The sequence below is a fragment of the Psychrobacter sp. PG1 genome (genome assembly GCF_014897815.1).
GTDB lineage: Bacteria > Pseudomonadota > Gammaproteobacteria > Pseudomonadales > Moraxellaceae > Psychrobacter.
On record NZ_JABUZG010000060.1, the window covers coordinates 1 to 22,914 of the forward strand.

Annotated in this window: 19 protein-coding genes; 12 read left to right on the top strand and 7 right to left on the bottom strand. The window is 42.2% G+C overall.

The features are described from left to right. Window positions 1–464: 464 nt before the first annotated feature. Window positions 465–854 (top strand): hypothetical protein, encoded by a 390-nt coding sequence (locus INT03_RS09555; protein ID WP_055123882.1) that lies wholly within the window; start codon window positions 465–467, stop codon window positions 852–854. A 130-nt stretch (window positions 855–984) separates the two neighbouring features. Here the strand turns inward: INT03_RS09555 and INT03_RS09560 are convergent, their stop codons facing one another. Next, complete coding sequence (locus INT03_RS09560) at window positions 985–1,959, bottom strand: hypothetical protein (RefSeq protein WP_193008769.1); 975 nt, start codon at window positions 1,957–1,959, stop codon at window positions 985–987. A gap of 458 nt (window positions 1,960–2,417) precedes the next feature. On the opposite strand from INT03_RS09560, the gene INT03_RS09565 reads away from it, so the two are divergent. The 3 genes from INT03_RS09565 (at window position 2,418) to INT03_RS09575 (ending at window position 5,120) form a co-directional block, all read left to right on the top strand. Next, window positions 2,418–3,653, top strand: a complete 1,236-nt coding sequence (locus INT03_RS09565; protein ID WP_055123885.1) for a lipoprotein-releasing ABC transporter permease subunit — start codon at window positions 2,418–2,420, stop codon at window positions 3,651–3,653. Between the two features lie 155 nt (window positions 3,654–3,808). After that, entirely contained in the window at window positions 3,809–4,489 is a 681-nt protein-coding gene (gene lolD, locus INT03_RS09570) for a lipoprotein-releasing ABC transporter ATP-binding protein LolD (protein WP_193008770.1), read from the top strand. 319 nt (window positions 4,490–4,808) lie between these two features. Next, window positions 4,809–5,120, top strand: coding sequence for a hypothetical protein (locus INT03_RS09575; protein WP_226950370.1), 312 nt, complete (start codon window positions 4,809–4,811; stop codon window positions 5,118–5,120). Between the two features lie 183 nt (window positions 5,121–5,303). Here INT03_RS09575 and INT03_RS09580 read toward each other — a convergent pair whose 3' ends face one another. Next, window positions 5,304–5,879, bottom strand: coding sequence for a DUF2062 domain-containing protein (locus INT03_RS09580; RefSeq protein WP_296293095.1), 576 nt, complete (start codon window positions 5,877–5,879; stop codon window positions 5,304–5,306). 323 nt (window positions 5,880–6,202) lie between these two features. Between INT03_RS09580 and INT03_RS09585 the strand changes: the two genes are divergently transcribed. From INT03_RS09585 to INT03_RS09600, 4 genes are all read left to right on the top strand, one after another. Next, window positions 6,203–9,190: a ComEC/Rec2 family competence protein gene (locus INT03_RS09585; protein WP_296293096.1), complete on the top strand. Its 2,988-nt coding sequence runs from the start codon at window positions 6,203–6,205 to the stop codon at window positions 9,188–9,190. 206 nt (window positions 9,191–9,396) lie between these two features. Further along, complete coding sequence (gene sppA, locus INT03_RS09590; RefSeq protein WP_193008771.1) at window positions 9,397–10,452, top strand: signal peptide peptidase SppA; 1,056 nt, start codon at window positions 9,397–9,399, stop codon at window positions 10,450–10,452. Between the two features lie 135 nt (window positions 10,453–10,587). After that, a complete protein-coding gene (locus INT03_RS09595) occupies window positions 10,588–11,478 on the top strand; it encodes an alpha/beta hydrolase (protein WP_193008772.1) in 891 nt (296 codons plus the stop codon). A gap of 76 nt (window positions 11,479–11,554) precedes the next feature. Then, window positions 11,555–12,343: a CPBP family intramembrane glutamic endopeptidase gene (locus INT03_RS09600; RefSeq protein ID WP_226950369.1), complete on the top strand. Its 789-nt coding sequence runs from the start codon at window positions 11,555–11,557 to the stop codon at window positions 12,341–12,343. 66 nt (window positions 12,344–12,409) lie between these two features. On the opposite strand, the gene dusA is transcribed toward INT03_RS09600, so the two are convergent. The 3 genes from dusA to INT03_RS09615 form a co-directional block, all read right to left on the bottom strand. Continuing rightward, entirely contained in the window at window positions 12,410–13,381 is a 972-nt protein-coding gene (gene dusA / locus INT03_RS09605) for a tRNA dihydrouridine(20/20a) synthase DusA (protein ID WP_193008773.1), read from the bottom strand. Between the two features lie 117 nt (window positions 13,382–13,498). Next, window positions 13,499–14,800 carry an MFS transporter gene (locus INT03_RS09610; protein WP_193008774.1) on the bottom strand — a complete coding sequence of 434 codons (1,302 nt, stop codon included), beginning with the start codon at window positions 14,798–14,800 and terminating at the stop codon, window positions 13,499–13,501. A 353-nt stretch (window positions 14,801–15,153) separates the two neighbouring features. Next, window positions 15,154–16,794: a phospholipase D family protein gene (locus INT03_RS09615; RefSeq protein WP_193008775.1), complete on the bottom strand. Its 1,641-nt coding sequence runs from the start codon at window positions 16,792–16,794 to the stop codon at window positions 15,154–15,156. Between the two features lie 479 nt (window positions 16,795–17,273). Between INT03_RS09615 and INT03_RS09620 the strand changes: the two genes are divergently transcribed. The 4 genes from INT03_RS09620 to INT03_RS09635 all read left to right on the top strand — a co-directional run bounded on the left by INT03_RS09620 (window position 17,274) and on the right by INT03_RS09635 (window position 21,335). Next, window positions 17,274–18,548, top strand: a complete 1,275-nt coding sequence (locus tag INT03_RS09620) for an O-succinylhomoserine sulfhydrylase (protein WP_193008776.1) — start codon at window positions 17,274–17,276, stop codon at window positions 18,546–18,548. Window positions 18,549–18,799: 251 nt separating this feature from the next. Then, the gene (locus tag INT03_RS09625; protein ID WP_045445429.1) at window positions 18,800–19,129 is read left to right on the top strand and encodes a YbaB/EbfC family nucleoid-associated protein; all 330 of its coding nucleotides are present in this window, start codon (window positions 18,800–18,802) and stop codon (window positions 19,127–19,129) included. A 119-nt stretch (window positions 19,130–19,248) separates the two neighbouring features. Next, on the top strand, window positions 19,249–19,842 hold the full coding sequence (gene recR, locus INT03_RS09630; protein WP_045451374.1) for a recombination mediator RecR: 594 nt from the start codon (window positions 19,249–19,251) through the stop codon (window positions 19,840–19,842). A 158-nt stretch (window positions 19,843–20,000) separates the two neighbouring features. Next, window positions 20,001–21,335: a ribonuclease D gene (locus INT03_RS09635; RefSeq protein ID WP_193008777.1), complete on the top strand. Its 1,335-nt coding sequence runs from the start codon at window positions 20,001–20,003 to the stop codon at window positions 21,333–21,335. A 39-nt stretch (window positions 21,336–21,374) separates the two neighbouring features. Here INT03_RS09635 and INT03_RS09640 read toward each other — a convergent pair whose 3' ends face one another. After that, window positions 21,375–22,064, bottom strand: coding sequence for an esterase/lipase family protein (locus tag INT03_RS09640; protein WP_193008778.1), 690 nt, complete (start codon window positions 22,062–22,064; stop codon window positions 21,375–21,377). A gap of 110 nt (window positions 22,065–22,174) precedes the next feature. Further along, window positions 22,175–22,795, bottom strand: coding sequence for a hypothetical protein (locus tag INT03_RS09645; RefSeq protein ID WP_193008779.1), 621 nt, complete (start codon window positions 22,793–22,795; stop codon window positions 22,175–22,177). Between the last annotated feature and the right edge of the window lie 119 nt (window positions 22,796–22,914).

A 22,914-nucleotide genomic window follows, 5' to 3' on the forward strand; every position in this document is an offset into this window, starting at 1 on the left:
CAGTTTGAGTTGCTTATTTCAAGTTGAGAGTGGGGTTATTTTATACCCAATTTTATCACGATTCTAGAAATACATTTTGGTGATAGAGGGACAGTAATTACTACGCTTAGATATCATGACCAGCAGCATTTTTGTAACAATGGCCGCATAAGCACTCTAAATAAGTTTTACTTATCATCAAGTCGACCCTTATAATGAGGCTAAATATAAGTGATGATATAGTCAAAGAAACATAAAACCGATACGATTGTATTATGGTGCTACTGGTACAAATTTTACTTGCTTGCTGTATTCACAGAGGCTGCGAAAATTTTATCCCAGCAGCACTGTAGCGATTTAAAAATACTTTGACTATAGCAGTTTTTGTACTGCTATTATGGGCAACTATTTTATCATTTGATATCCAGTCAGGCGAGTGAGCCAAACAACGGTAGCCTGAAATAACATCAATTAAGGACAATAATATGGCAGTTTTTTTGACAGATGAGTGGTTTGAGCAAGTTGAGCAAATGGGTAATGAGGCAGGCGAGCTAAATTTGCCGCCAGCACTGGCGAATATGATCGTCAATCTAAAAGTATCTGACACTGAGCAAGACATCGAAGCGAACTTTGCAAACGGTTTATTGCATCGCGGCTTGAACGACGCCGCGACAACTACCTTGTTGCTTGACCGCAGTATCTTGCAATCAATCATCACTGATTTCGATACCAATGAAATTATGGGTGCTTTTATGGGTGGTAAAATTCGCGTTGAAGGCGATATGTCACAACTGATGGCAGTACAAACGGCACGCCCAAGTGCTGAACAAAAAGAGCTATATACTCGTATCAAGTCAATGACGACCATGGCTTAATTTTATATTTGTAGGGTTTTATCCCGACGATTGTAAGAAGACAAAAAGCCCCTAATGCTTATTAGGGGCTTTTTATTTGATGATACATTTAATTATCATTCTTAATAGTAGCGGATGACTCGTAAAATAGTTAACTGGCTTTTGATTGCTGCGCCGCACTTTGCTGGTTTTCTTTATAGATGGCAGCTTGTAGCCAGACGTTCGCTTGTACGTAGTCATGCACTTTAATAGAAGCCGTCTCTGGCGTGTTGAGCGCGCCGATACGAATCACGAAAGGATCGGCATCTTGTTCGCGTAGTATCACGACATCAAACAGGATAATGGATTTATCATTAAATGTTGTTTCTTGCTTGCCGAGCACCTGACCTTGGCACCATGCTTCATCTTCTTGTCCCAAAGTATCACCGAATAGATAGGCACACATGTGACCTAAGTTGATCTCAACTGGTGCCATTTGTGCTTTGGTCTCTGGTTTCCATTCTTTGATTTGCTCTTGCAGATCATCGGGTATTTTTCCATCATTGGCGGCAACGATGTCGTTAAATGCACGATGGTAGCGGATCGCTTCTTGATCTTCAACCATGATGACTTCGTTTTGCTCACTTAGCTTAATCTCATGTGCCCAAGCGCTAAAGTTCACAAAGTAAGACGTGTCTTGCTGATATAAATGGCGATTGGTGGTGTAGAGCTGGTCAAAGGCGTAAATAATACTGCCATCAGCGGTACGCAAGCGTAATACAGCATCGTGTGAATTGTCATTGGCAATGATGCGCTCAATCTTACAATTGAGTCCATACGGGCTATCGACACAAGGATAAGCATTGATAAAGCATTTAGGCTTGCCATTTTTCATGGCCAATACTTGATTGATATGACAAGGCTGGTTTTCAGACAGCAATAGGCATCTGTCTTGAGCGCTGACATTGCTATTGAGACCTTTAGGCATGGCCGCCTTTTCGATCATTTTTTGTAGCCATTCTGGCACGTCATGACTCATGTCATCGGTCAGAATACGCCAATGATCGGCGTGACCTGCAGATTGTTCATCAGTCATGGTGATCTTGGTGGGAGATTGGACGTTTTTGTATTGATAATTAATGGTCATGAAGATACTCAAAATTAGTCAGCGTGAGGTTTGGACCTGAAACGGCTATTGCTGGCTATCATAAGGCTTTATTTAACACGATAGATTTATGATAGTTGGCAACGTTGTCATCAGTAAAGGGTCAACAAACAACAATGAAATGAATGGTTAATGACAATTGTCCTTAGCATACAATATATAGGTATTGACGCAAGTAATAGCAAGCCCCTCATAAAAAATAGTAACAAAAGCCAGTTTTTTATTAAAAAATACGCCCAGTTTTTGCTAATGACTGGCACATATCAGCCAAATTGTGTCAAACTAGCTCCCTTTTGACGGCTGTCTTTGGCTCGTCTGAAACCCTGTTTTTGTGTTCGATTTATATGTGACTATGGCAAGTGCAGGTGTGAGATGCATTTGCTGTTGCTCGTTGTATAGTATATATAAAGTCGCACGTAGATAAGATAAAGAGTTTGAATATGTTTCGTCCTTTAGCGTTGTTTATCGGCTTACGATACACCCGAGCAGAGCGTAGTAATGGTTTTATCTCCTTTATCTCGCTTATCTCGATGATTGGTTTGACTCTTGGGGTTGCCGTATTGATCACGGTGCTATCAGTCATGAATGGTTTTGATCGGGAGTTAAAAACCCGTATTTTGGGTATGGTCCCGCAAGCAACGGTCGTTTCCACCGAGATTATCAGTGATTGGAAGCAATTGGCTGATAAAATTAAAGAAGATCCTGAAGTGGCAGCTGTAGCGCCCTTTATTCAACTGCAAGGGATGTTGACGTCAAACGGTCAGGTTGCAGGGATTATGGTCACTGGTGTCGATCCTGAATACGAAAAAGATGTCTCTATTATCAATGAACATATGGTTCAAGGCAGCATTGATACTTTACAAAGTGGTGAGTTCAATATTGTGCTGGGTGAAGAGATGGTACAGTCTCTAGGGCTGCAACTGGGTGATAAAGTGACGCTAGTGCTGCCAGAGGCATCGCCTTCACCAGCTGGCGTGATACCACGATTCAAGCGCTTTACCTTGACAGGTATTTTTACCATCAGCCCAGAAGTGGATAGCCTCATGGCATTTATCCCGATGGGTGATGCGGCAAAACTGTTGCGTCTGCCAGATGGCGCGCAGGGTGTGCGTATGAAGCTCAATGACATCTTTACCGCTCCGATGGCAGCAGAAAAAGCCGCCGCTATTGCCCCTCAGCAATTGTATCCTAATGATTGGACACAAACACATGGCAACCTATTTGGCGCGATTCAAATGGAAAAAGCCATGGTCGGCTTGCTGCTATTTTTAATTATCCTAGTGGCTGCTTTTAATATTGTCTCCAGTCTAGTGATGCTCGTTACCGACAAAAAAGCGGACATTGCGATTCTAAAAACTTTTGGTGCATCTCCTCGTTTGATTACCCAAGTGTTTATGGTGCAAGGTGTGGTCATCGGTGTGATTGGTACGATTGCTGGTACGATACTGGGCGTGATATTTGCGCTTACAGTGAGTGATATTTTAGGATTTATTAATCAAGTCTTTAATTTGAACTTGTTTGATGCGTATTTTGTTAATTATTTGCCATCAGAGTTGCGTGTACTAGATGTGGTATTGATTACAGGTGCGTCTTTCGTACTGAGCTTTTTGGCAACCATTTATCCAGCACGCCGAGCGGCTAAGATTCAGCCAGCACAGACGTTGCGTTATGAATAAATGATTTTATATGCCGCTTAAGTTTTTATATACAGTTTGAGTTATTACCAATGCTTGTTAGGTAAAATTCATTTTAATGCAAGTTTAGGCTGATAAATTGTTTGTAGCGCTGAATACAGCATCAATACCAGTATAAATAGAATAAAGGAAAAGCCATGTCTGCCATTTTAGAGGCGAAAAATATCAACAAGATATATGATGAAGGCGCGGTTAGTACGCAAGTACTGACTGGCTTGGATTTGACCGTCCATGCTGGCGAGCGCATCGCCATTGTTGGCACCAGTGGTTCAGGCAAGAGCACTTTGCTACACTTGCTTGGTGGTCTTGATACGCCAACCAGCGGTGAGGTCTGGCTACATGGTCAATTGTTAAATAGCATGAATGAAACTGAGCGCGGTGCCATGCGTAACAAGCATTTGGGATTTATTTATCAGTTTCACCATTTATTAACCGAATTTACTGCCATTGAAAACGTTGCAATGCCGTTACTGATGCGACCAGAGGTCTCAACGACTTCAGCAAGAGAGCAAGCAATTGCGATACTAGAAAGTGTCGGACTTGAGCATCGTCTGGCGCATAGACCTGGTGAGCTATCGGGCGGCGAGCGTCAGCGTGTGGCTATTGCCCGTGCTTTGGTTACGAAGCCGTCGCTTATTTTGGCAGACGAGCCAACTGGTAATTTGGACTATGACAATGCGCAAAGCGTGTTTGGACTATTATCAGAGCTGCAAAATACCATGCAAACCGCACTATTAATGGTGACACATGATCGTAATCTCGCGGCGCTGGCGGATCGTCAGTTATTGCTACGTAATGGTCATTGGGAGCAGTATTAACTGTTTTTTAACGCTTTAAGTTTAATAGCGTAAATGGTTATGGTTGCTAACTAGTAGGGTGTGTCCTGATTTAAGTCAATTGATATCTACATGGGCTAAACTTTATCAAACGTCGTTGAACTGAACTGCTGATTAATATTTACTATGATCTGTGTTATTTCTCTTGTTTAACGGCAATTTGTCTTGCTTTTATCATCATTATTAAATGAGGATATACCCTAGAACGACAAGATTATGTTCAACAGATACTAAGTTTTTAGTAAAAATAAACGCAAAATGGGGCTGAAAAATGCCGCCAATTTATTAAAGAAGGATTATTATGATGGATAGAGATGACGACCCAATCGCTGCTTTTGGCAGTGCCGAAGAAGGCAATGAACCGTTAAAACCCTATATGGATGTGACGTTATTCGAGACAATTGATAAACAGGCACAAATAGATCTATTAACACCCGTTTTTGATGCCATTACTTTGGCTGGCGTTGATTATGATCTAAAAGCTCAAGACAGTGCAACGGGCAAACGCTACACATTACTTAAAGATGAAAAAGTGGTTGAAGTTTTCGTGATGGACACTAGCCTTACGGACAACATCCTTGCGGCCATAGAAAAGAATAAAGAAGCAGAGTGATGGGTATCAATAAAGAAAATGGCTTTTGTTTTTAAGTCATAGCCAGCTTATGGTGATATCGAGACATAGCATAGAATAATCGAGGATAGATGGTGACCTAGATTGCTATCGTTAGTGAATGGTTAGCAGTAAAAGGTGGTTCGCTACGTTATGGTTACCATGACTTGAGAACAGCAGTATATATTAGGTTTTAGGCGGTTTATCAGAAGGTTCTTGCTGACGCTTTTGCCAGCTCACGACGGTTTTATAGCGCCAAACCGCCTTAAATGCCAGTCCACAAACGATGCTGGTCACAATCGCTAAGATCGTCAAGCCTATGCAAAAAGCAGCAATCGATACCGTGCCGCGATAAGTAATAAATGGATTTGCACCATCTGACAGTGCCCATAAGCTAAAATCAGCAATCATCCTGCCGATAAGCCGCAGACTAATCATCGGTACGTCAAGGATTTTGGCACCGATATAATAGCCTGCATAAAAGATCGGCAAGCTCGTGAGTGGATTGGTAATCCAAGTCAAACCGAGTGCCATGGGAACATTGGCACGAAAAATTAATGAGCCAACTAGAGCCAGTAGCATCTGCCCTGGCAATGGGAAAAATGCACTAAGCACCCCGATATAGACCGCTTTATTTAAGCTATGTCGATTAAAGTGCCATAATCGTGGATCAGCCAGATGCGGTGCGAACAGTTTTAAGGTGCGACTTTCTAAGATTTTCTCTGGCGTAGGAAGCAGGTCTTTCAGACGTTTTTGGGGCACAGGATCGCCTTTTGTAATCGTTAGCTACAGTCCGCTCAATCGCATTGATGGTCTGCTATAAAGTAATATTATTCATAAAGTGTACAGCTGAGAATATATAGGATAATGATATCAGATTATCATCATCGCAATATGTCAGTCAGTATAGGGTAATAGTTATATAAATGCTATTGCATGACGTATCAGTTGTTGTTGCTGGTTTAAGTATCAATCTGTGTTTTGGTGTTCCGGTACATTTTCGTCATATTAAGTGGCTATTTATCATAACAAATGGCTTTATTTAGGCAAAAACTAATATTCACCTCATCAAGCGAGGAGCGCTGGTGTACTGGTTGATTGGTAGCTTGATTATTATCGCCATGATGGGCGTTTTGGCAGTCGCAGATAGTATGGCGATACCCACTAGTTCATCGTTAATGGATATATTGAATACTCCTATCTTATCTTTGTCGCTCATTATTTTTGCTATTATACTGATTGTTATTGCCCAGTTTAATGTACCTTTTGCAAAACCCAGCCATTTATCGCAACATACTGCTGGTCTCTCTTCACGTAATCCTTCATATAATACTTCACATAAATCTAAACTCTTCTTTCGTATTTTGACTCATGTTTTAGTTGCTGTATTGGCACTTGGATTAATCATTGGCAGTGCGCTGCAAGCCCTGATTGGCCATCAACAAGCAGAATTAACAGAAATCACTGAGCCAATGCGTGTGCAAGCATTAGTCACCATCGAAGGAATAAGTGACAGCGTTTATAACGTCGCCACGGACAGTGGCTATCGACAAGTTGCTGTCATTAGTGATATATCACCCTTGGTGTCGGCGTTGGCGGTTGAAGATTTAGATGCCATGACCAGTAACTTTCTAATAGATGAAAATAATAGCCTAAGCAATAACAAATTGTATGAAAATAACTCAGATAAGAATAATGGTAAGAATGTCACGTACCGTGTATTGCTCAACGCTTATCCAAAAAAACCATCAAAACAATCATCCAAGAAAAATTTGGACAATAATCCGTTTGACCGCTTAAATTATTTACAACCTGGCGATCAGCTGTTTATGAGTTTAGCGCTTGCACCACTGGCGACCTCTGAGCAAGCGTTGAGCAATCCATCTGGTTTTGACAGTTATCGCTGGCTGCGAGGTCGTCATATTGATGGAATCGCTAATATATTGACCGTTGGCACATCAAATGTCACCAATACTGAGGTATCAAAGCCAGCATTTTCCTCTTCTTCATATCTGCAGCGTTTTCAGACTTATATCAACCAAGGGCGTTGGCAATTACGCCAGCATTTTTATCAAGATTGGTCGACACAGACCACAGCAGCGCAACAGGCAAAAGCGGTCACTTTAAGTTTGCTCACAGGTGATCGCAGTTTAATCAATCGCGATACCAAGGATTTGTATCAACTGGCTGGTATTTCACATTTGCTGGCTATCTCTGGCACTCATGTATTGTTTTTAGCGATTATGCTGGCGGGTGCGGCGGTTTTGCTTTTTGATCGGCTATGGCCAAGGATTTATCGTTATGTACCGCGTTGGCAAGTGCGCTGGTGGGTGATGATCGCTGCTGCTTTTATTTATGCGTTATTTACTGGTTTTGATGTACCTGCTGCTCGTACCGCATGGATGTTATTCGCGATAGGTTTGGTACGTTTAACATTATTGCCGGTTAGTACAATGCGGGTGTTGTTTGCCTTGGCAGTGTTGATGGCATGGCTTGATCCCTACGTATTATGGCAGGCAGGGTACTGGCTATCTTTTATCGCAGTGGCATTACTCCTTAAATATGATGATGCCTCATATACGCAATCAGCTGTCATATCAGAAACGGCATCTGCTCATAGTGCCAGTATAGTAGAGACTGCGTTCAAGCGTGTTTGGATAATAGGCAAACGTGTATTCAAATTACAGTTTTGGCTATTTATTACTTTATTACCTATTACATTGCTATTATTTGGCAAGGCGTCGCTGTGGGGTCTTGTCATCAATCTGTTTGCTATCGGTTTATTTGGTTGGGTGATTGTGCCGCTTAATCTGTTAGCAGGGCTTTGCTATCTTTTATCACCTGCTATTGCTGATAGTATTTGGCTGCTCGTTAGCGCCATTGTCGCGAAATTGCATGAACTGATAACGTGGTTAACCTCATTACCAGCATTGTCAGAAGCGTGGCTTTATACCCCCATGAATGTCGCCATATTACTGATGGTATTATTAAGTATGTTGCCATGGCTACTACCACGAGGGTTTATCAGTCGTTGGCTGGCACTGCCGGCACTAACCTTATTAATGATGACGGTATATGCCAATCAGCAATCACTAACGACGATACCGACCTTATATATCTTACCAACGGGTGACCCCTATATAAGCGCTGCTTTGTTGCAGTATCCTGTTGTCAATAATGAGCAGTCATCCACAACAGATACGCATAAGACAAACATCAGCTGGCTATTTTTATCTGACCACAGACCCAATGCCGCACGAACGATGCCCAGTAATCTAACGGCGAATAAGCTGGCGATGACATTAGCGCAGCAGCTGGGTAGCTTGTCAGTTGATATACTAGAGGGTATGGTTGTGCAGAGTAGCAGTGCTGGATTGACGGATACGCTTACTACTGATAAGACGTATTTAGCTTCTAATGCTAATGCTTCTGCGCTGTTGCCTCTGACGGTTTTTCAGCTTAATCAGCATTTACCTATTAGTCAGTATTGGCAAGCAGGGCGCTCTGATCGTTGGTCTGCATTTCAGCAAGCCTATAAAGTCACCAGCCAACCCAAGGACATGACGAATATCAGTGTGCAACGCTGTGAACAAGGCAAAACGTGGCAGTTGGACAATGGTGATTTGTCCATACAAGCATTGACAGGGTGGAGCAAAATAGACAGTCCGAGTGTTTGGGATTGTACGGTGGCTATAGATGCCAGCTTGCCCATAAGGGTATTAAAGTATAATGCGGCTGATCCACTCAAATCAACACCTGCCACTGCGCAGACACTCACATCAAGTAGCCAGCTACCGACTCATCAAGCCAATATGCCTCAGGCACGTCTGATATTAAATGCAGATACCCATCAGCGTATCTGGCAAATGTGGACATTGTTATGTCCAGTTGAACCACCTGAGCAACCACGCACTTTTCGTAATGTGACATGGCTAGGACATAGCACATCACAGATAACTAACGATGTGATAAATCGTCAAACAATCACTGAAATAATCACTTATGATGACAAAATGCCAGAAGCAACGTTGTCTCTCAATCCGGTAGTAGATACTACCAATACGACGCCATAAAAATATTGCTTATCTAATCAATGTTACAATATAGTGATATTTCCCAGTTATACTATTGAACCATGATTGAAATACCACCATACTTAGCAGCCTATGAATATAGATGACTGTGACCGTATTTGGAGTGAGAAGCAGCTCCTTATTACTGACTGTATTTCTATCTTCTCTTTTTATTGCTTTAGACTGTTTCTGACTTAGGAAGTTATATGCCCAACTGGCCACCAGACCCTAACAAACGTCCTGACAATTTGGCAAATCAGCCAGTACCGATGTCGCCGCCAAGCCAGCCGAGTGGACAAGAATGGCGATTACTTGAAAACACTTTATTGGCTAGTGTGGTCGAGCAACGCCGCGCCCGTCGCTGGAGTATCTTTTTTAAACTATTGACCTTTGGTTATATTTTACTGATATTTCTGACGCTTGGTCGTAGTTGCAGCAGCAGCGCGCCAACGGGTCTAGATGGTGTCGACACGAGCAAGCCGCATTTAGCCGTGGTTGAGCTACAAGGTGTCATTAGTAGTGGCGATGTGGCCAACGCTTATGATGTCAATGAGGCATTGACCCGTGCTTTTGAAAATAGCAATTCAAAGGCGGTAGCCTTGGATATCAATTCACCTGGTGGCTCACCAGTACAGTCTGATGAGATTTGGCAGACTATGATGGATTTGCGTAAAGAATATCCAGACAAAAAACTCTATGCAGTGATTGGTGATATGGGTGCTTCTGGCGCGTATTATATTGCTTCTGCGGCGGATGAGATTTATGTGAACCCGTCAAGTTTGGTTGGCTCTATCGGCGTGATTATGCCAAGCTATAACATCAAAGGTTTGATGGATAAAGTTGGCGTAGAAGATCGTACGATTACTGCTGGTGAATACAAAGACATCTTAAGTTTGTCACGTCCGTTAACGGATTATGAAGAAAAACATGTCGAAAAAGTATTGGACAACACCCACAAGCATTTCATTAATGCAGTCAAAGAAGGTCGCGGTGATCGCCTCAAAAATCCTGAACAAAATAAGCTGTTCTCAGGATTATTCTGGACAGGCGAGCAGTCGATTGAGCTTGGCTTAGCCGATAAGAAAGGCAGCATCGCTAGCTTAGAAAAGCAGTTAGAGTTGGGTAATGTCATCAATTATAGCCCAACAGATCCGTTTCAATTATTCATGGACCGCTTTGCTGTTAAATTGGGTGTGGGCATTGGCTCTAGTGTTAGCCTTGATGTTTTACCGCAAGAAGAAGGTAATGCGCAGATGCGTTAAGCGTGTTATGTTTGAGATTTACTGTGTATGATTGTTGAGGCTGAGCGTATGATTATGCTCAGCCTCAATTGTATATGAGATTCAATGATTATAAAAAATACCCTAAATAGCGACTTAAATCGAAGAGAGCTTGTCATGAGTGATAAAATTAATTTGCCAACTTTTACTGCTTTACCTGTCTCTACAATAACCAACAAACCTGTCCTGCATTTTGCTCATGCAAATGGGATGCCAAGTGCGGTTTATCAACCATTTTTTGAGAAGTTAGCAGAATTTTTTACCATTGAATATATTGCCATGCTGGGTGCAACGCCTGATTATCCAGTCGATGACCATTGGCGTAGCCTTACACAGCAGATTATTGATAGTGTCAAAAATACCTGTGAGAAGCATGGTGTGACGCAAGTAGTGGCAGTAGGTCATTCGCTTGGTGCAATGTGTACCTTGCAGGCATTGTATCATGCGCCGCAGTACTTTGCCCAAGCGGTACTCATGGATCCACCTTGGATTTATGGCAAAGTGAGCTTGCTATGGCATTTGGCAAAGACGGCGGATAGGTTGCCGATGATGAATAACCGCCTGATGGATAAATTGTCACCAGCTGGCGTGTCTAAGCATCGCCGTGATGTCTGGGATAGCCGCGCAGATGCGTACGATAAGATGCGGCACAAAGGCTTTTTCAAAAACTTCGATGAACGTAGTTTTCAAGGCTATATCGAGCATGGGCTACACGAACGTGCGGATGGCAAAGTGACATTGGCGATTCCGAAAGCCAGTGAGGTCGCTGTCTTTCGCACCAATCCATCTTTGTATTGGCTGGCACCAAATCATGGACCAAAGCCGCCTGTTACTTTGATTATCGGTCAAGACAGTATCTTTTTAAAACGCCGATTTCCGCAACAAATAAAGTCGCGTTTGGATATTCCTTATGAGACCCATGTCGGTGGTCATATGTTCCCACTTGAGTATCCAGAGTCGGTATCTCAGCAAGTATTATCATTGATTGAGCAGCAATTACCAACATAATCGCTGATGACTATTTATGCTCATTATTGTTTATGTTAATGCGAGCTGACAAAATATCCGTTTGAGTAATGACTTTATGCTAAAAAATGCTACTGGTTCATACAATCTTAATACGCCGCCTAAGCGCACGCCGCTATTTTCACGATTGGGTGTATTTCTACTGACTGTTGGTATGCTGATGGCATTTTTTATCAGTCAGCTGCTAGGCGTGTATATCGCTGGCAAGCTAGTATTACCAGCTTCTAAAAATTCAACCATGGCTGATATCTTCTTTTTTGGTAGTAACGATGGCACTGTGGTCAGCCTCTCTATTATCATAGGCTTCGTGCTATTGATTGCTATTAGCCTTTTAGTGATCCGTGTAAGAGGCGGCGATAGTCGGCAGTATTTAGCGCTAAAGCCGTTCTCATTTGCGGTGGGTATGGGATTGCTTGGGCTGCTATTGATATTTATGATTGGCAGTCAGGCATTAACTTATTTGCTTGATAAATCGCCACTGCTCTTCGTCGACCCTTTATATCAGTCTGTCAGCTCAGTATGGCTATTGATATTTGCAATGGTCATTGTCGCGCCAATCTATGAAGAGTTGATATTCCGTGGTCTATTATGGTCAGCGATCGAAGAGCAATTTACCTCGTCAACTTATTCAAAGCATCGAGGGGCGATCGTAGCAAGTGTCGTGACCAGCTTGATATTTGCGGTGATCCATGTGCAGTATGGTATTTATGAAATCAGTACCATCGTGGTACTGGCATTGATATTTTGCTACGCGCGTATCAAGTCAGGCTCGCTGTTACTGCCGATATTATTGCATATCGTGAATAATGGAGCGGCGATGTGGCAATATATTGCGCAAACCGCCTAAATAAATAATGGCTACTTCGGCGTTATTATTACACTTTTATAGCTGTCATCATAATGATGAATTTTCTTAAGCGTCAGGATTTAGTAGTAACACCTCATCCGCTGCCCGTTTGATATCGTCGATTGTTAGCTGAGGTTTACCACTTAATGCCTGTCGCCATTTGCGCGCACCCGTCAGTCCTTGAAACAACCCTAAATAATGTCTTGTCATCGTTGGCAGTGCTTCACCTTTAGCAATCTGCGCCTGCATATACGGATACAGCTGCGCTAGAATATCTGAGCGCTTAGGTGCTGGTTCGTTCCATAAGCTATTGGTTTCTGCTAATAGGTAAGGGTTGTGATAAAACGCGCGACCAATCATCACCCCATCCACATGCTGCAAATGTGCTTCGATGTCTTTAACAGTATCGATGCCGCCATTAATCTCGATATCGAGCTGTGGAAAATCTTGTTTGAGACGATAGACATCCTCATAACGTAGCGGTGGTATTTCTCGATTTTGCTTGGGGCTAAGCCCTTGTAGCCATGCAGTACGTGCATGGACAATAAAGCGTGTACAACCTGCTGCTGCCACTTTTTCTACAAAATCCACCATAAACTCATAACTGTCAAAATCATCGATACCAATACGATGCTTCACGGTTACTGGGATATCGACCGCCGCTTGCATGTGTTTGACCAAATCGGCAACCGTGTGCGGCTCTGCCATGAGGCAAGCACCAATCTTATTATGCTGTACGCGATCAGAGGGACAACCAACATTGATATTGACCTCATCATAGCCATGCTGCTGCGCAAATTCAGCACATTGCGTCATCTCGCTAATATCTGCGCCGCCCAGCTGTAGTACCAGCGGATGCTCAAGCGTATCAAAGCGCAGATGCCGTGCCCGATTGCCATGTATCAGCGCGCCCGTACTGATCATCTCGGTGTACAAATAAACATGCGGATTGAAAAGCCGAGCAAAATAACGATAATCCGTCGTTGTCCAGTCGATCATGGGTGCAACGGAAAGACGTTTGTTGGTCATATCAACCATGGTTTTGAGCCTTAATATTTTATAATATTGGTGTCTTAAATAAATGAACAAGGTGCAATGTATGAGACATACGATTGCACCTTAAATTTGTAATTTCAATCTTTATGCAGCTACTAGCTAAATAATGTGGTCGATTTTTTTGAATTCAGGCAAATTATAAAAATAAATACCCATTATTATGCCGATAAAACCGATAAATGCAATGTAGAGCGCTGGTGAGAAACTCACATACAGAGTGGCATAACCCAGTCCAAAAGGCACAAGCACTCCAACAATACCGTAGGCGATATTATAACAAAAAGCCATTCCTGTTAGTCGTACATTGGTCGGAAATAACTGTACAAGGATGGCAGGTATCATCCCAACGATGCCAGCACAAAAGCCTAAAAGCGCATACATAATGAGGATGTAGTCACCGCTGGCTTGCAGATGGTAAAAAAAGGCAAACATCTGAGCGATCAAAAGAATAGAGCCAACCGTCAGAATCTTACCGAAGTTTTGGTGGTTGGATATTATCCCATAAAAAATACAACCAAAAACCATGAACACAATACCCAGACTGTGTGAGAATCCAAATAAATCGCTGTCTAAGGTAAAACGTAATTCAATCAAATCGGGTAGCAATAGCACAACCACAGTCGTGATGCTAGAAACAATAAGCGTGAGAACCATGCCGATAAATAGCGAATGTTTGCAATGCTTAAAGAGTAAATTGAAGGGTTTGGCAACATAATCGCTTGGTTTTGAGTTTTTCATTTCCAGAAAAAAGGGTGACTCATCTATCCATCGCCACGCCAGTAATGGCAATAAACTCAGAATAGCCGCGATGAAAAATGGCAAGCGCCAGCCGTAATTAGCCAATTGCTCAGTCGTCATAGAATTGGTTAACCAAAGAAAAAAGGCATTAGAAAAAAACACGCCTACATAAAAACTGGCGGTGACATAGCTACAAGATACTGACGAATATTGGCGCGGTACATGCTCTGCCACAAAAACCCAAGCGAGTGGCACATAAAGACCAAATGCCATGCCTTGTATTAGCCTCAAGACTATAAATAAGGTTGGTGCAATCAACCCCCACTGTCCATAGGTCGGTAAGCATGCCATCGCCAACAAGCTGACTGCCGTCACTAATATACTGATCAATAGTATGGGTTTTCGGCCTTTGATATCACCATAACGACCAAAGATGATACCGCCAAGTGGGCGTGCCAAATAGCCAATTGCAAATAGACCAAGCCCTTGCACCTTCGTAATAGCTGGGTCGATATTAGCAGGGAAAAAAGCGGTCGCCATGATATCTGCTAGATATAAATAAATCAAAAAATCAAAAAACGCGACTGCGCTGCTAAAGCAGATAAACAGTACGGTGTTTCTGTCTTTAGAAGACATCATTGCATATTGAGAACGAGAAGGCATAATAGGTCGCGCATCCACATATAATAGTATTCGTTAAGCCGATTATTATCTGGATAACCGGCTATAATAAAAAACGACAAATCAATATGAAAAATAATGATTTGCCGAAAAAATAAAGACGTTTGAGCTAAAAGTTATTGAGCAATAAGCCTCGGAGTTAAAAGCACTTAAATGAAAAGCACTCAAATTAAAAAGTACTTAAATTAAAAAGTACTCAAATTAAAAAGTACTCAAATTAAAAAGTATTCAAACTAAAAAGTATTCAAACTAAAAAAATTGGGCAAAAGAATCACTCGATAACGCTGTTATTATGTAAATATGACTAGGTTTTAAAGTGCTTTTGATGGTGGCAGCTATAGCAACCAATCAATAGGTAGCCATGACATGATAGTCAGCCAGACATGATCGCTGATATCGACGCGTGGCTCTGAATCATAAACCACTTTTTTATCGTCTTCCATAGTATGCCACTGTAGCTTACCATTATCTGATAGTTTGACTTCATAAGCTTGGTTTAGCAGGTCATCGCTCAGCGCACCATGCAATTGTTTTGCCAGCTCATCATCATTGATGATCACACCCATCTCTGTATTGATATTGGCAGAGCGAGGGTCGACATTATAGGAGCCAATGAATACTTGATAGTCATCAACGGCAAACGTTTTTGCATGTAAACTGGTTGAGGATTGACTACGAGCTTTCCAAAGCTTGTTTTCGCGTTTTTCCTCAGAGGCGGTGGATTTTAGCTCGTAGATTTTGACACCAGCGCGCAGCAAGTTAGGTCGCCATTGACTATAGCCAGAATGCACAGCAGTCACGTCGGTCGCATCAAATGAATTGGTCAAAATCTTAATCTCGATACCAGCTTCAGCCAATTGCACTAAAGTATTGACACCATCTTTGGTGGGTACAAAGTAAGAGGAAATGATGGTTAGCTTTTTGGTTGGGCTGCCTAATAAGGTACGCAATTGATGCACCAAATTGGTATCTGCTGGTACCGTTTTGGTCAGCTTGCCCACATCATCACTTAAAAACTGCATGTCTGTCCAGCGAAAAGGCACGCGTTTATTGACCAAGTCACTGTCTATCGTTGACTCTTCTAGCGCTTCTTTATACACCGTCAAATGATTGTCGCTACCTTTTTCATCCTGACCTAGCTTATCCAGTGCCGCTAGGAAATCAGGCGCTGTATTGTTATCAGGCTTCACTAGCGTTTCAATGTCAAATGACAAAGGCGACGACCAATAGCTTGAAAAACTGTTGTCAATATCTGCGACGACTTTACCGATGAGTAAAACATCCAAATCCGCAAATTGACTATTTTGGTCATTGCTTAAATATTCATTGCCAATATTACGTCCCCCAATGATGGTAATCTGCTTATCAAAAGTCATGCTTTTATTATGCATGCGGCGATTGATACGTGGCAGACCTGTGACGTAGTTTAATGTTTGAAACTTACGGTGCATCAGCGGATTGATGATTCGTACCGCAATGTTCGGATGACTGGAAAAACGTAATAAATGCTGATCGAAGGTGGCATCATTATTAAAATCATCTAATAGTAAGCGTACAATGATGCCGCGTTCAGCCGCTTCCCACAGATCTTTCAATAGTAGTTGACCAGCTTGGTCATTATGCCAAATATAATACTGCGCATCGATATTACGTGTGGACATGTCCGTTAATATACTGCGAGAAGCAAAAGCATTGGCACCAGTTACAATGGGGTGATAGCCGGATAAATCTGGGTGAATATCATTCTGTTCACTAATCGATGCTACCAAATCAACGTCATTGGTTGCTACTGTGTCACTTTGTCCAGTTTCTTGATTGTCTTCTTGCTGATATAAGTCATGTACTCGTGCTGATAATGCTTGGCTCTCAGCTAAGTGTGGCTGTTTTGGCAAAACCTGACATCCACTAAGACCTAAGGTTAGTCCGAGTGTTAGACTCAACGATAAGTTGCTTGGTTCTATACTGAACATCGACATAAATGAATTACCTTAGTGAGCCTTACATAAAGAAGTATTTGTTAGAAAGTAAGCGAGAGGGCATGTCCTCATTTTTAGCCCATTAAAAAGACTATCAATTGAATGAAGGACATGCGCTAGTGCATCGTTTATTTTACCGATGATAGCACTGATTACGAAGCGTATAACAATATCGCCCAAGGCAAAAATTAAATCGCCGCTAAGCTTATCAGCTGTCGTCATCTATGCCTATTATAAATACGTTATTTTTGTTAGATTCAGCGACTTATTCAGTCATTATTTACTTATCGTCTCTCTTTCATCTGTTGTTGAGAAAGAGATAGATGTGTATTCAAAAATAATATTTAGCCATCGCTTGAAACCAGCTGTGTGGAATAAGTTGACATGATATGATAACGCTGATGCATTCGGTCGATAATCAGAAGAATAAGCAGTCATTTTATATCAATCAAAATACCAATCAAAGCAACGGAATATTTATGAGTCAGTCGCAAGCCCATGATGATAAAAATGTAGATAAATTAGATCCAAACTGGCGCAGTGACGCGCTCAATTTAGCTCTCGATTATGGTATGCAAACCATTGCTGTAAGAGCAGGGCAACATCGTACCGATGAGGGTGAGCACTCAGAGGCTATCTTTACTACCAGCTCGTACGTGTATACCTCAGCGGCAGATGCCGCGGCACATTTTAATGGAGAGAAGACGGGCAACGTATACTCACGCCATACCAATCCGAGTGTGCGTACCTTTGAGCGGCGTTTGGCAGCGCTTGAAAACGGTGAGCGCGCAGTGGCGACAGCCTCTGGCATGGGCGCGATTTTGACCATGTGCTTGGCATATCTGAAAGCGGGCGATCATTTGCTTGCTGCCAATCAATTATTTGGCTCATCGATTGGTCTATTTAATAATTATATGGCAAAGTTCAGTGTGGAAGTCAGCTACGTTGATTGCTTCGATAATGAGGCGTGGGCAAACGCCGTTCAACCAAACACCAAAGTCATTTATTGCGAAAGCCCTAGCAATCCATTGGCACAGATTTGTGATATTGGCTTTTTAAGCCAGCTGTGTAAAGCCAATGGTATTTTATTGGTCGTTGATAATTGCTTTGCCACTCCAGCTTTGCAGCGTCCGCTTGATTTGGGTGCCGATGTGGTGATTCATTCTGCAACTAAGTATCTAGACGGTCAGGGGCGAGTACTCGGCGGTGCATTGGTCGGCGGTGATAAGCTCATGCAAGAGGCGTTTACCGTGGTACGCTCAGGCGGTATCAGTATGAGTCCGTTTAATGCTTGGGTCTTTACCAAAGGGTTAGAGACGCTGAAACTGCGTATGCAAGCGCATTGTCAAAATGCCAATCAAGTAGCAGAGTTTTTGGTTAATCATCCCAATGTTAGTGCCGTACATTTCTCAGGTTTGAGTGATCATCCCGCTCATGAGCTTGCGACGCGTCAACATCATATGACAGGTGGCTATGGTGCTATCATGGGTTTTGAAGTGAAACCGTCGGTTAGCTCTGATTCAAAAGCTGCCGCGTGGCATGTCATTGATTCAACTCAAATGGTTTCTATCACTAATAACTTGGGCGATGCTAAAACCACCATTACCCATCCTGCGACCACAACCCATTTTCGCTTGAGTGCAAAAGAGCGCGCAGAAGCGGGTGTTAAAGATGGTCTTATTCGTTTGTCAGTAGGCTTAGAAGATGTAGAAGATATCATCAAAGATTTGGCGCGTGGTTTAGACAGTTTGTAAAGATAACGGTATAATCGCGGTTAGCACTTTATATTAGGGCGTGTCCTCATTTCAAAAATGGTGATAAAAATGAGATAAATTGCAGTCAAACGAGGAAAATAGCGCAGATAATATCGGGATATTAACCAGCTATTTGATGATGTTTGGCAAGATTTAACCATTTTTAGCCCGTTTAGATATGATCAATTGAATTGAGGACACGCCCTAGTAAAATATCAATCATTTATGATTAAAAAACAAAAGAGGCAACTATGAATATTCAAGCATTAATGCAACAAGCACAAACGATGCAAAAGAAAGTCGAAGCAAACGTTGAAAATGCTAAAAAAGAGCTTGCGAATAAAGAAGTACAAGCTGAAGCGGGCAGTGGTCTGGTAAAAGTCACCATGACGGGTCGCCATGTGGTTAAGCGTTTAACCATCGATCCAAGCTTGCTAGAAGATGAGCCAGATATGATCGAAGATCTTATCGCTGCTGCTATCAATGACGCCGTTCGTCAAGCAGACGCGCTATACGAAGAAACCATGGCTGGCGCGACCTCAGGTATGGGTCTACCACCTGGTATGCAAGGTATGTTCTAAGTCGTTATTTTTTAAGCCAAACACGACATATTAAAGACAGAATGGGGTTGTTATCGACATGATACGACCCCATTTTTATAGCTACGATTTATAAATTAAGTTAAATAAAGGAAGATGCTTTGCTGACAGCCAAATTTGATCAGCTGGTTAAACAGCTGCGTATTTTGCCGGGTGTGGGTCAAAAAAGTGCCCAACGTATGGCGCTGCATTTGCTCACTAAAAAACGCCCACAAGGCATGGCACTTGCTCAAGCACTTGATGAGGCGATGCGCGATATCGTCGAATGCCAGCGCTGCCACAGCTTCAGTGATGATCAAATCTGTCCGCTGTGCCAAGATCCGCGCCGTGATGATGCCTTGCTATGTGTGGTTGAGACCGCAGCAGACGTGATGGCTATCGAACAAACCGCAGGCTACCGTGGCCGCTACTTTGTGTTAGGTGGTCATTTATCTCCGATTGATGGCATTAGCGCTGATGATTTGAATATTGAACAACTGGTCTGGCGGGTCAAGCAAGAGCCTGTTGAAGAGTTGATATTGGCGACTGGTACGACTGTCGAAGGGCAGACCACCGCGCACTTTATCAGTGCAGCGGTTAGTCGTCATGTTAATAAGGTCACACGTTTGGCACAAGGTGTACCAATGGGCGGCGAGCTTGAATATCTTGATAGCATGACCCTTGGACAAGCGATGCAAAATCGTTCATTTTTATAGCACACTGACATTTTTTCTATAACTTCTTTATAAAAACCAAGTCTTGTCCATTTTATTTCATGAAATTGTTATAATTGATTCACTAGTATTTTATTATTTACTTTTATTGAGACGCCCTTTAGCGTTTTATTTTCTCCTATTTATGCAGGTATCTGCCCGTGTCCAACCATGCTCCAACAGCTTCAACTGCTGCCATCCAATCAAACCTTGCAGATAACATTAACATTGCTGCTTCTGATGATTTATTAGCACCATCAATCAATTCTAAAATAGAGTCAGCAGATATACCTTCAGAGCCAGATATTGATGCACTGCTAGATAATGCCGATGAAGCTGCTGTCACGTGGGTGCGTGAGCAAAATGGTTTGGCTGAAGTTATCGATGCATTGGCGACTTGTGGTCGGGTGGCGTTAGATACCGAATTTATCAAACGTGATACTTATTATCCGCGCTTGGCATTGGTACAACTAAATACTGGCAATCATATTTATTTATTAGATGCCCCGCAGTTGCAACTGACCGAACTGTGGCAGGCACTAGCCAAAGTTGATGTAGCGATTTGGCATGCCTGTGGTGAGGATTTAGGGATTTTTTATCTACTCTCTGGTTGTCCGCCATTGACCAATATATTTGATACGCAAATTGCGTTGTCTTACTTAACGGGTCAATTGCAAATGGGCTATCAGCAAGCGCTTGACGACCAGCTAGACATGCACATTGATAAAGAACAAAGCCAGTCGGACTGGCTGCAACGTCCATTATCAGACGAGCAAGAGCAGTATGCGATTGATGACGTACGCTTTTTGCCAGCACTTTATTTAAGTCTTGAATATGCGTTAAAAAAGCAAGGTTTGTACGATTATGTATGGGCAGATTGCCAGCTTTACGCCAGTGATTTGTATGATGCTCAGCATGTTGAAGACAACGCAATGTACCTAACAATGGCAGATTATCGTTATACTTCACAGCAGATGGCGATACTGCAAGCGGTTGCGACGTGGCGCGAGGAGCTGGCGCGTTCGACCAATCAGCCACGTACGTTTGTGATCAAAAAACAAGCAGTACGTGAGATCATCACTGAAAAACCAAGCAATATGCGAGAGCTTGCGCACAAAACCACGATGCATCGCAGTATGTTGCGCTTATACGGCGAAGAGCTGCTAAAAGTGATAAATCAAGCAAAAAACCTGCACCCTGCTGAATATCCTGATTGCCTATTACCGCCGTATCGCTCAAAAAACAAAGTGCTGTCAAAAGCGGTGCAACAAGCAATAGACGACCAAGCAGAAAAAACCGGCGTACCTGACAATGTATTGATGCGTAAGAAGTGGCTCGGGCAATTGTATGAAGTAATTGCTTTTGATAAGGAATTAAGTGAGCTGCCAGAGGGCTTAAAAGGCTGGCGGAATGACTGGGTCATGAACACCCTGATTCCAGTCATCAAAAAACATAAAACTGAGTTGCAGCAGGGTATGGGTATCAATGTTCGATAAGCCATAAGATTCTATCATTGATAAAAGATGATGCTTTTCTCAAGACGTAAGCTTGTTATGCTCGAACTGTCCATGTTGTAAAAAGTATTTGGTTTGCGCGGCTACTGTTTTATCGACCAGCATCCCAGTATGCGAAACTGGTAAAACTATATGATCCGTGGCAGCCTCTATTTTGGTTTCTTCTATATATACGGTGCCATCGTGTAGTAGATGTTCTACTGATGGAATATTATTTGTCTTACGCAGTTTGCGATTATGATATTGCAAAAACAACTGCCCTAGGCCATAAGGGCGATTACCCGCAATCACACCAAGAGTAATATGTTTTGGTAGTGGCGCTACGGTGCCATCTAAGGCATCGATGTATGAGCGCCCTACCACAGATGGGGTCAAGCGCCATATATAGTCAGCACATACACTCCCTACATGCGGTGTCCCAAGTGTCACGCAGCGTCCTATCTGCCATTGCGGATATGTAGTGACAAAATCACGAATAATCAGGCCGCCCAAACTATGACCGACCAAATCTATCGGTTGGTCAGGGTGATGATGGTTTTCTAGCCAGCTATTTAGGCGGGCACTATTGGTTTTGATACCGTCACGCATACTACGATAGCCAAATTGATGAGTGTTAAATCCTGTTGCTTGCAAGCGTTTGGCCAGTGGTCGCATGATCCAAGCGGTTTGGTGCAGACCATGGATGAGAATGACGCAGTTTTTTTGTGGCATGGCATTTTCCAACAAAGTAAAAATAGTTTTGGTAACATATGAAAAAGAATGCTAAAAACATGAAGAACCAGTCTTTATAACTCATATAATCTATGTATATTAAATCTAGCTCAAGTTTGACTTATTTTACGGAGTTCTATTCCCAACCTTATATGGCAATATATAATAAGGATAATTGAGCAAACCACTGCCCAACCTAGAAAGCTTAGTAAGTACTTATCCCAATGTTTATAGATAACAAGTTGGTAGTTGTGATTCAGCTTTCTGTTTTCTGCAATTTCTTGATTTTCTAAGTAATCTATAAAAGCGCCACTATCATCATATCCAAAGCAGTTTTGTTTCCACCATTCATTAGAATGCTGAGTTTTCCAAATTACTTCTCCATAACTACCATATAATTGAGCTTTGCACAGCTTTTTTTGGAAGTTGTTACTAACTGCGCTAGGACTTCTGTTAAAAACTAATACTCCTAATATATTAGCAGTAGTAATAGGTTGGTCATCAAATAATACAGTCTTCTGATCAAGTAGGTTTACTTTAACAATTTGGCAGATTGCTATTTCATCAGGTCGTTTTTTTTCACAGCTGATGTTTAACTTATAGTCATTAAAATAGATACTGATAACTGTGGCTAGAGCAGCAAAAAACATGATGCCTGCTATGAGTATGACACCTTCAAGCTGAATGGGCTCGTGATTAGACACTGTCGTATTTTTATTTGCACGAGTCATTTTAGCTATTCCACATAAAATTAAATGAGAAGATCATTATAAAGCGTTTGCTTATAGATTATAGACACAATTATGATTTTAACTAATACCAAACCCAAAATATATAGTATAATTCACTT

Coding starts and splice junctions, on each gene's coding strand:
- INT03_RS09555 (WP_055123882.1), top strand. CDS start 465: ATGGCAGTTTTTTTGACAGATGAGTGGTTTGAGCAAGTTGAGCAAATG.
- INT03_RS09560 (WP_193008769.1), bottom strand. CDS start 1,959: ATGACCATTAATTATCAATACAAAAACGTCCAATCTCCCACCAAGATC.
- INT03_RS09565 (WP_055123885.1), top strand. CDS start 2,418: ATGTTTCGTCCTTTAGCGTTGTTTATCGGCTTACGATACACCCGAGCA.
- lolD (WP_193008770.1), top strand. CDS start 3,809: ATGTCTGCCATTTTAGAGGCGAAAAATATCAACAAGATATATGATGAA.
- INT03_RS09575 (WP_226950370.1), top strand. CDS start 4,809: ATGATGGATAGAGATGACGACCCAATCGCTGCTTTTGGCAGTGCCGAA.
- sppA (WP_193008771.1), top strand. CDS start 9,397: ATGCCCAACTGGCCACCAGACCCTAACAAACGTCCTGACAATTTGGCA.
- INT03_RS09595 (WP_193008772.1), top strand. CDS start 10,588: ATGAGTGATAAAATTAATTTGCCAACTTTTACTGCTTTACCTGTCTCT.
- INT03_RS09600 (WP_226950369.1), top strand. CDS start 11,555: ATGCTAAAAAATGCTACTGGTTCATACAATCTTAATACGCCGCCTAAG.
- dusA (WP_193008773.1), bottom strand. CDS start 13,381: ATGGTTGATATGACCAACAAACGTCTTTCCGTTGCACCCATGATCGAC.
- INT03_RS09610 (WP_193008774.1), bottom strand. CDS start 14,800: ATGCCTTCTCGTTCTCAATATGCAATGATGTCTTCTAAAGACAGAAAC.
- INT03_RS09615 (WP_193008775.1), bottom strand. CDS start 16,794: ATGTCGATGTTCAGTATAGAACCAAGCAACTTATCGTTGAGTCTAACA.
- INT03_RS09620 (WP_193008776.1), top strand. CDS start 17,274: ATGAGTCAGTCGCAAGCCCATGATGATAAAAATGTAGATAAATTAGAT.
- INT03_RS09625 (WP_045445429.1), top strand. CDS start 18,800: ATGAATATTCAAGCATTAATGCAACAAGCACAAACGATGCAAAAGAAA.
- INT03_RS09640 (WP_193008778.1), bottom strand. CDS start 22,064: ATGCCACAAAAAAACTGCGTCATTCTCATCCATGGTCTGCACCAAACC.
- INT03_RS09645 (WP_193008779.1), bottom strand. CDS start 22,795: ATGACTCGTGCAAATAAAAATACGACAGTGTCTAATCACGAGCCCATT.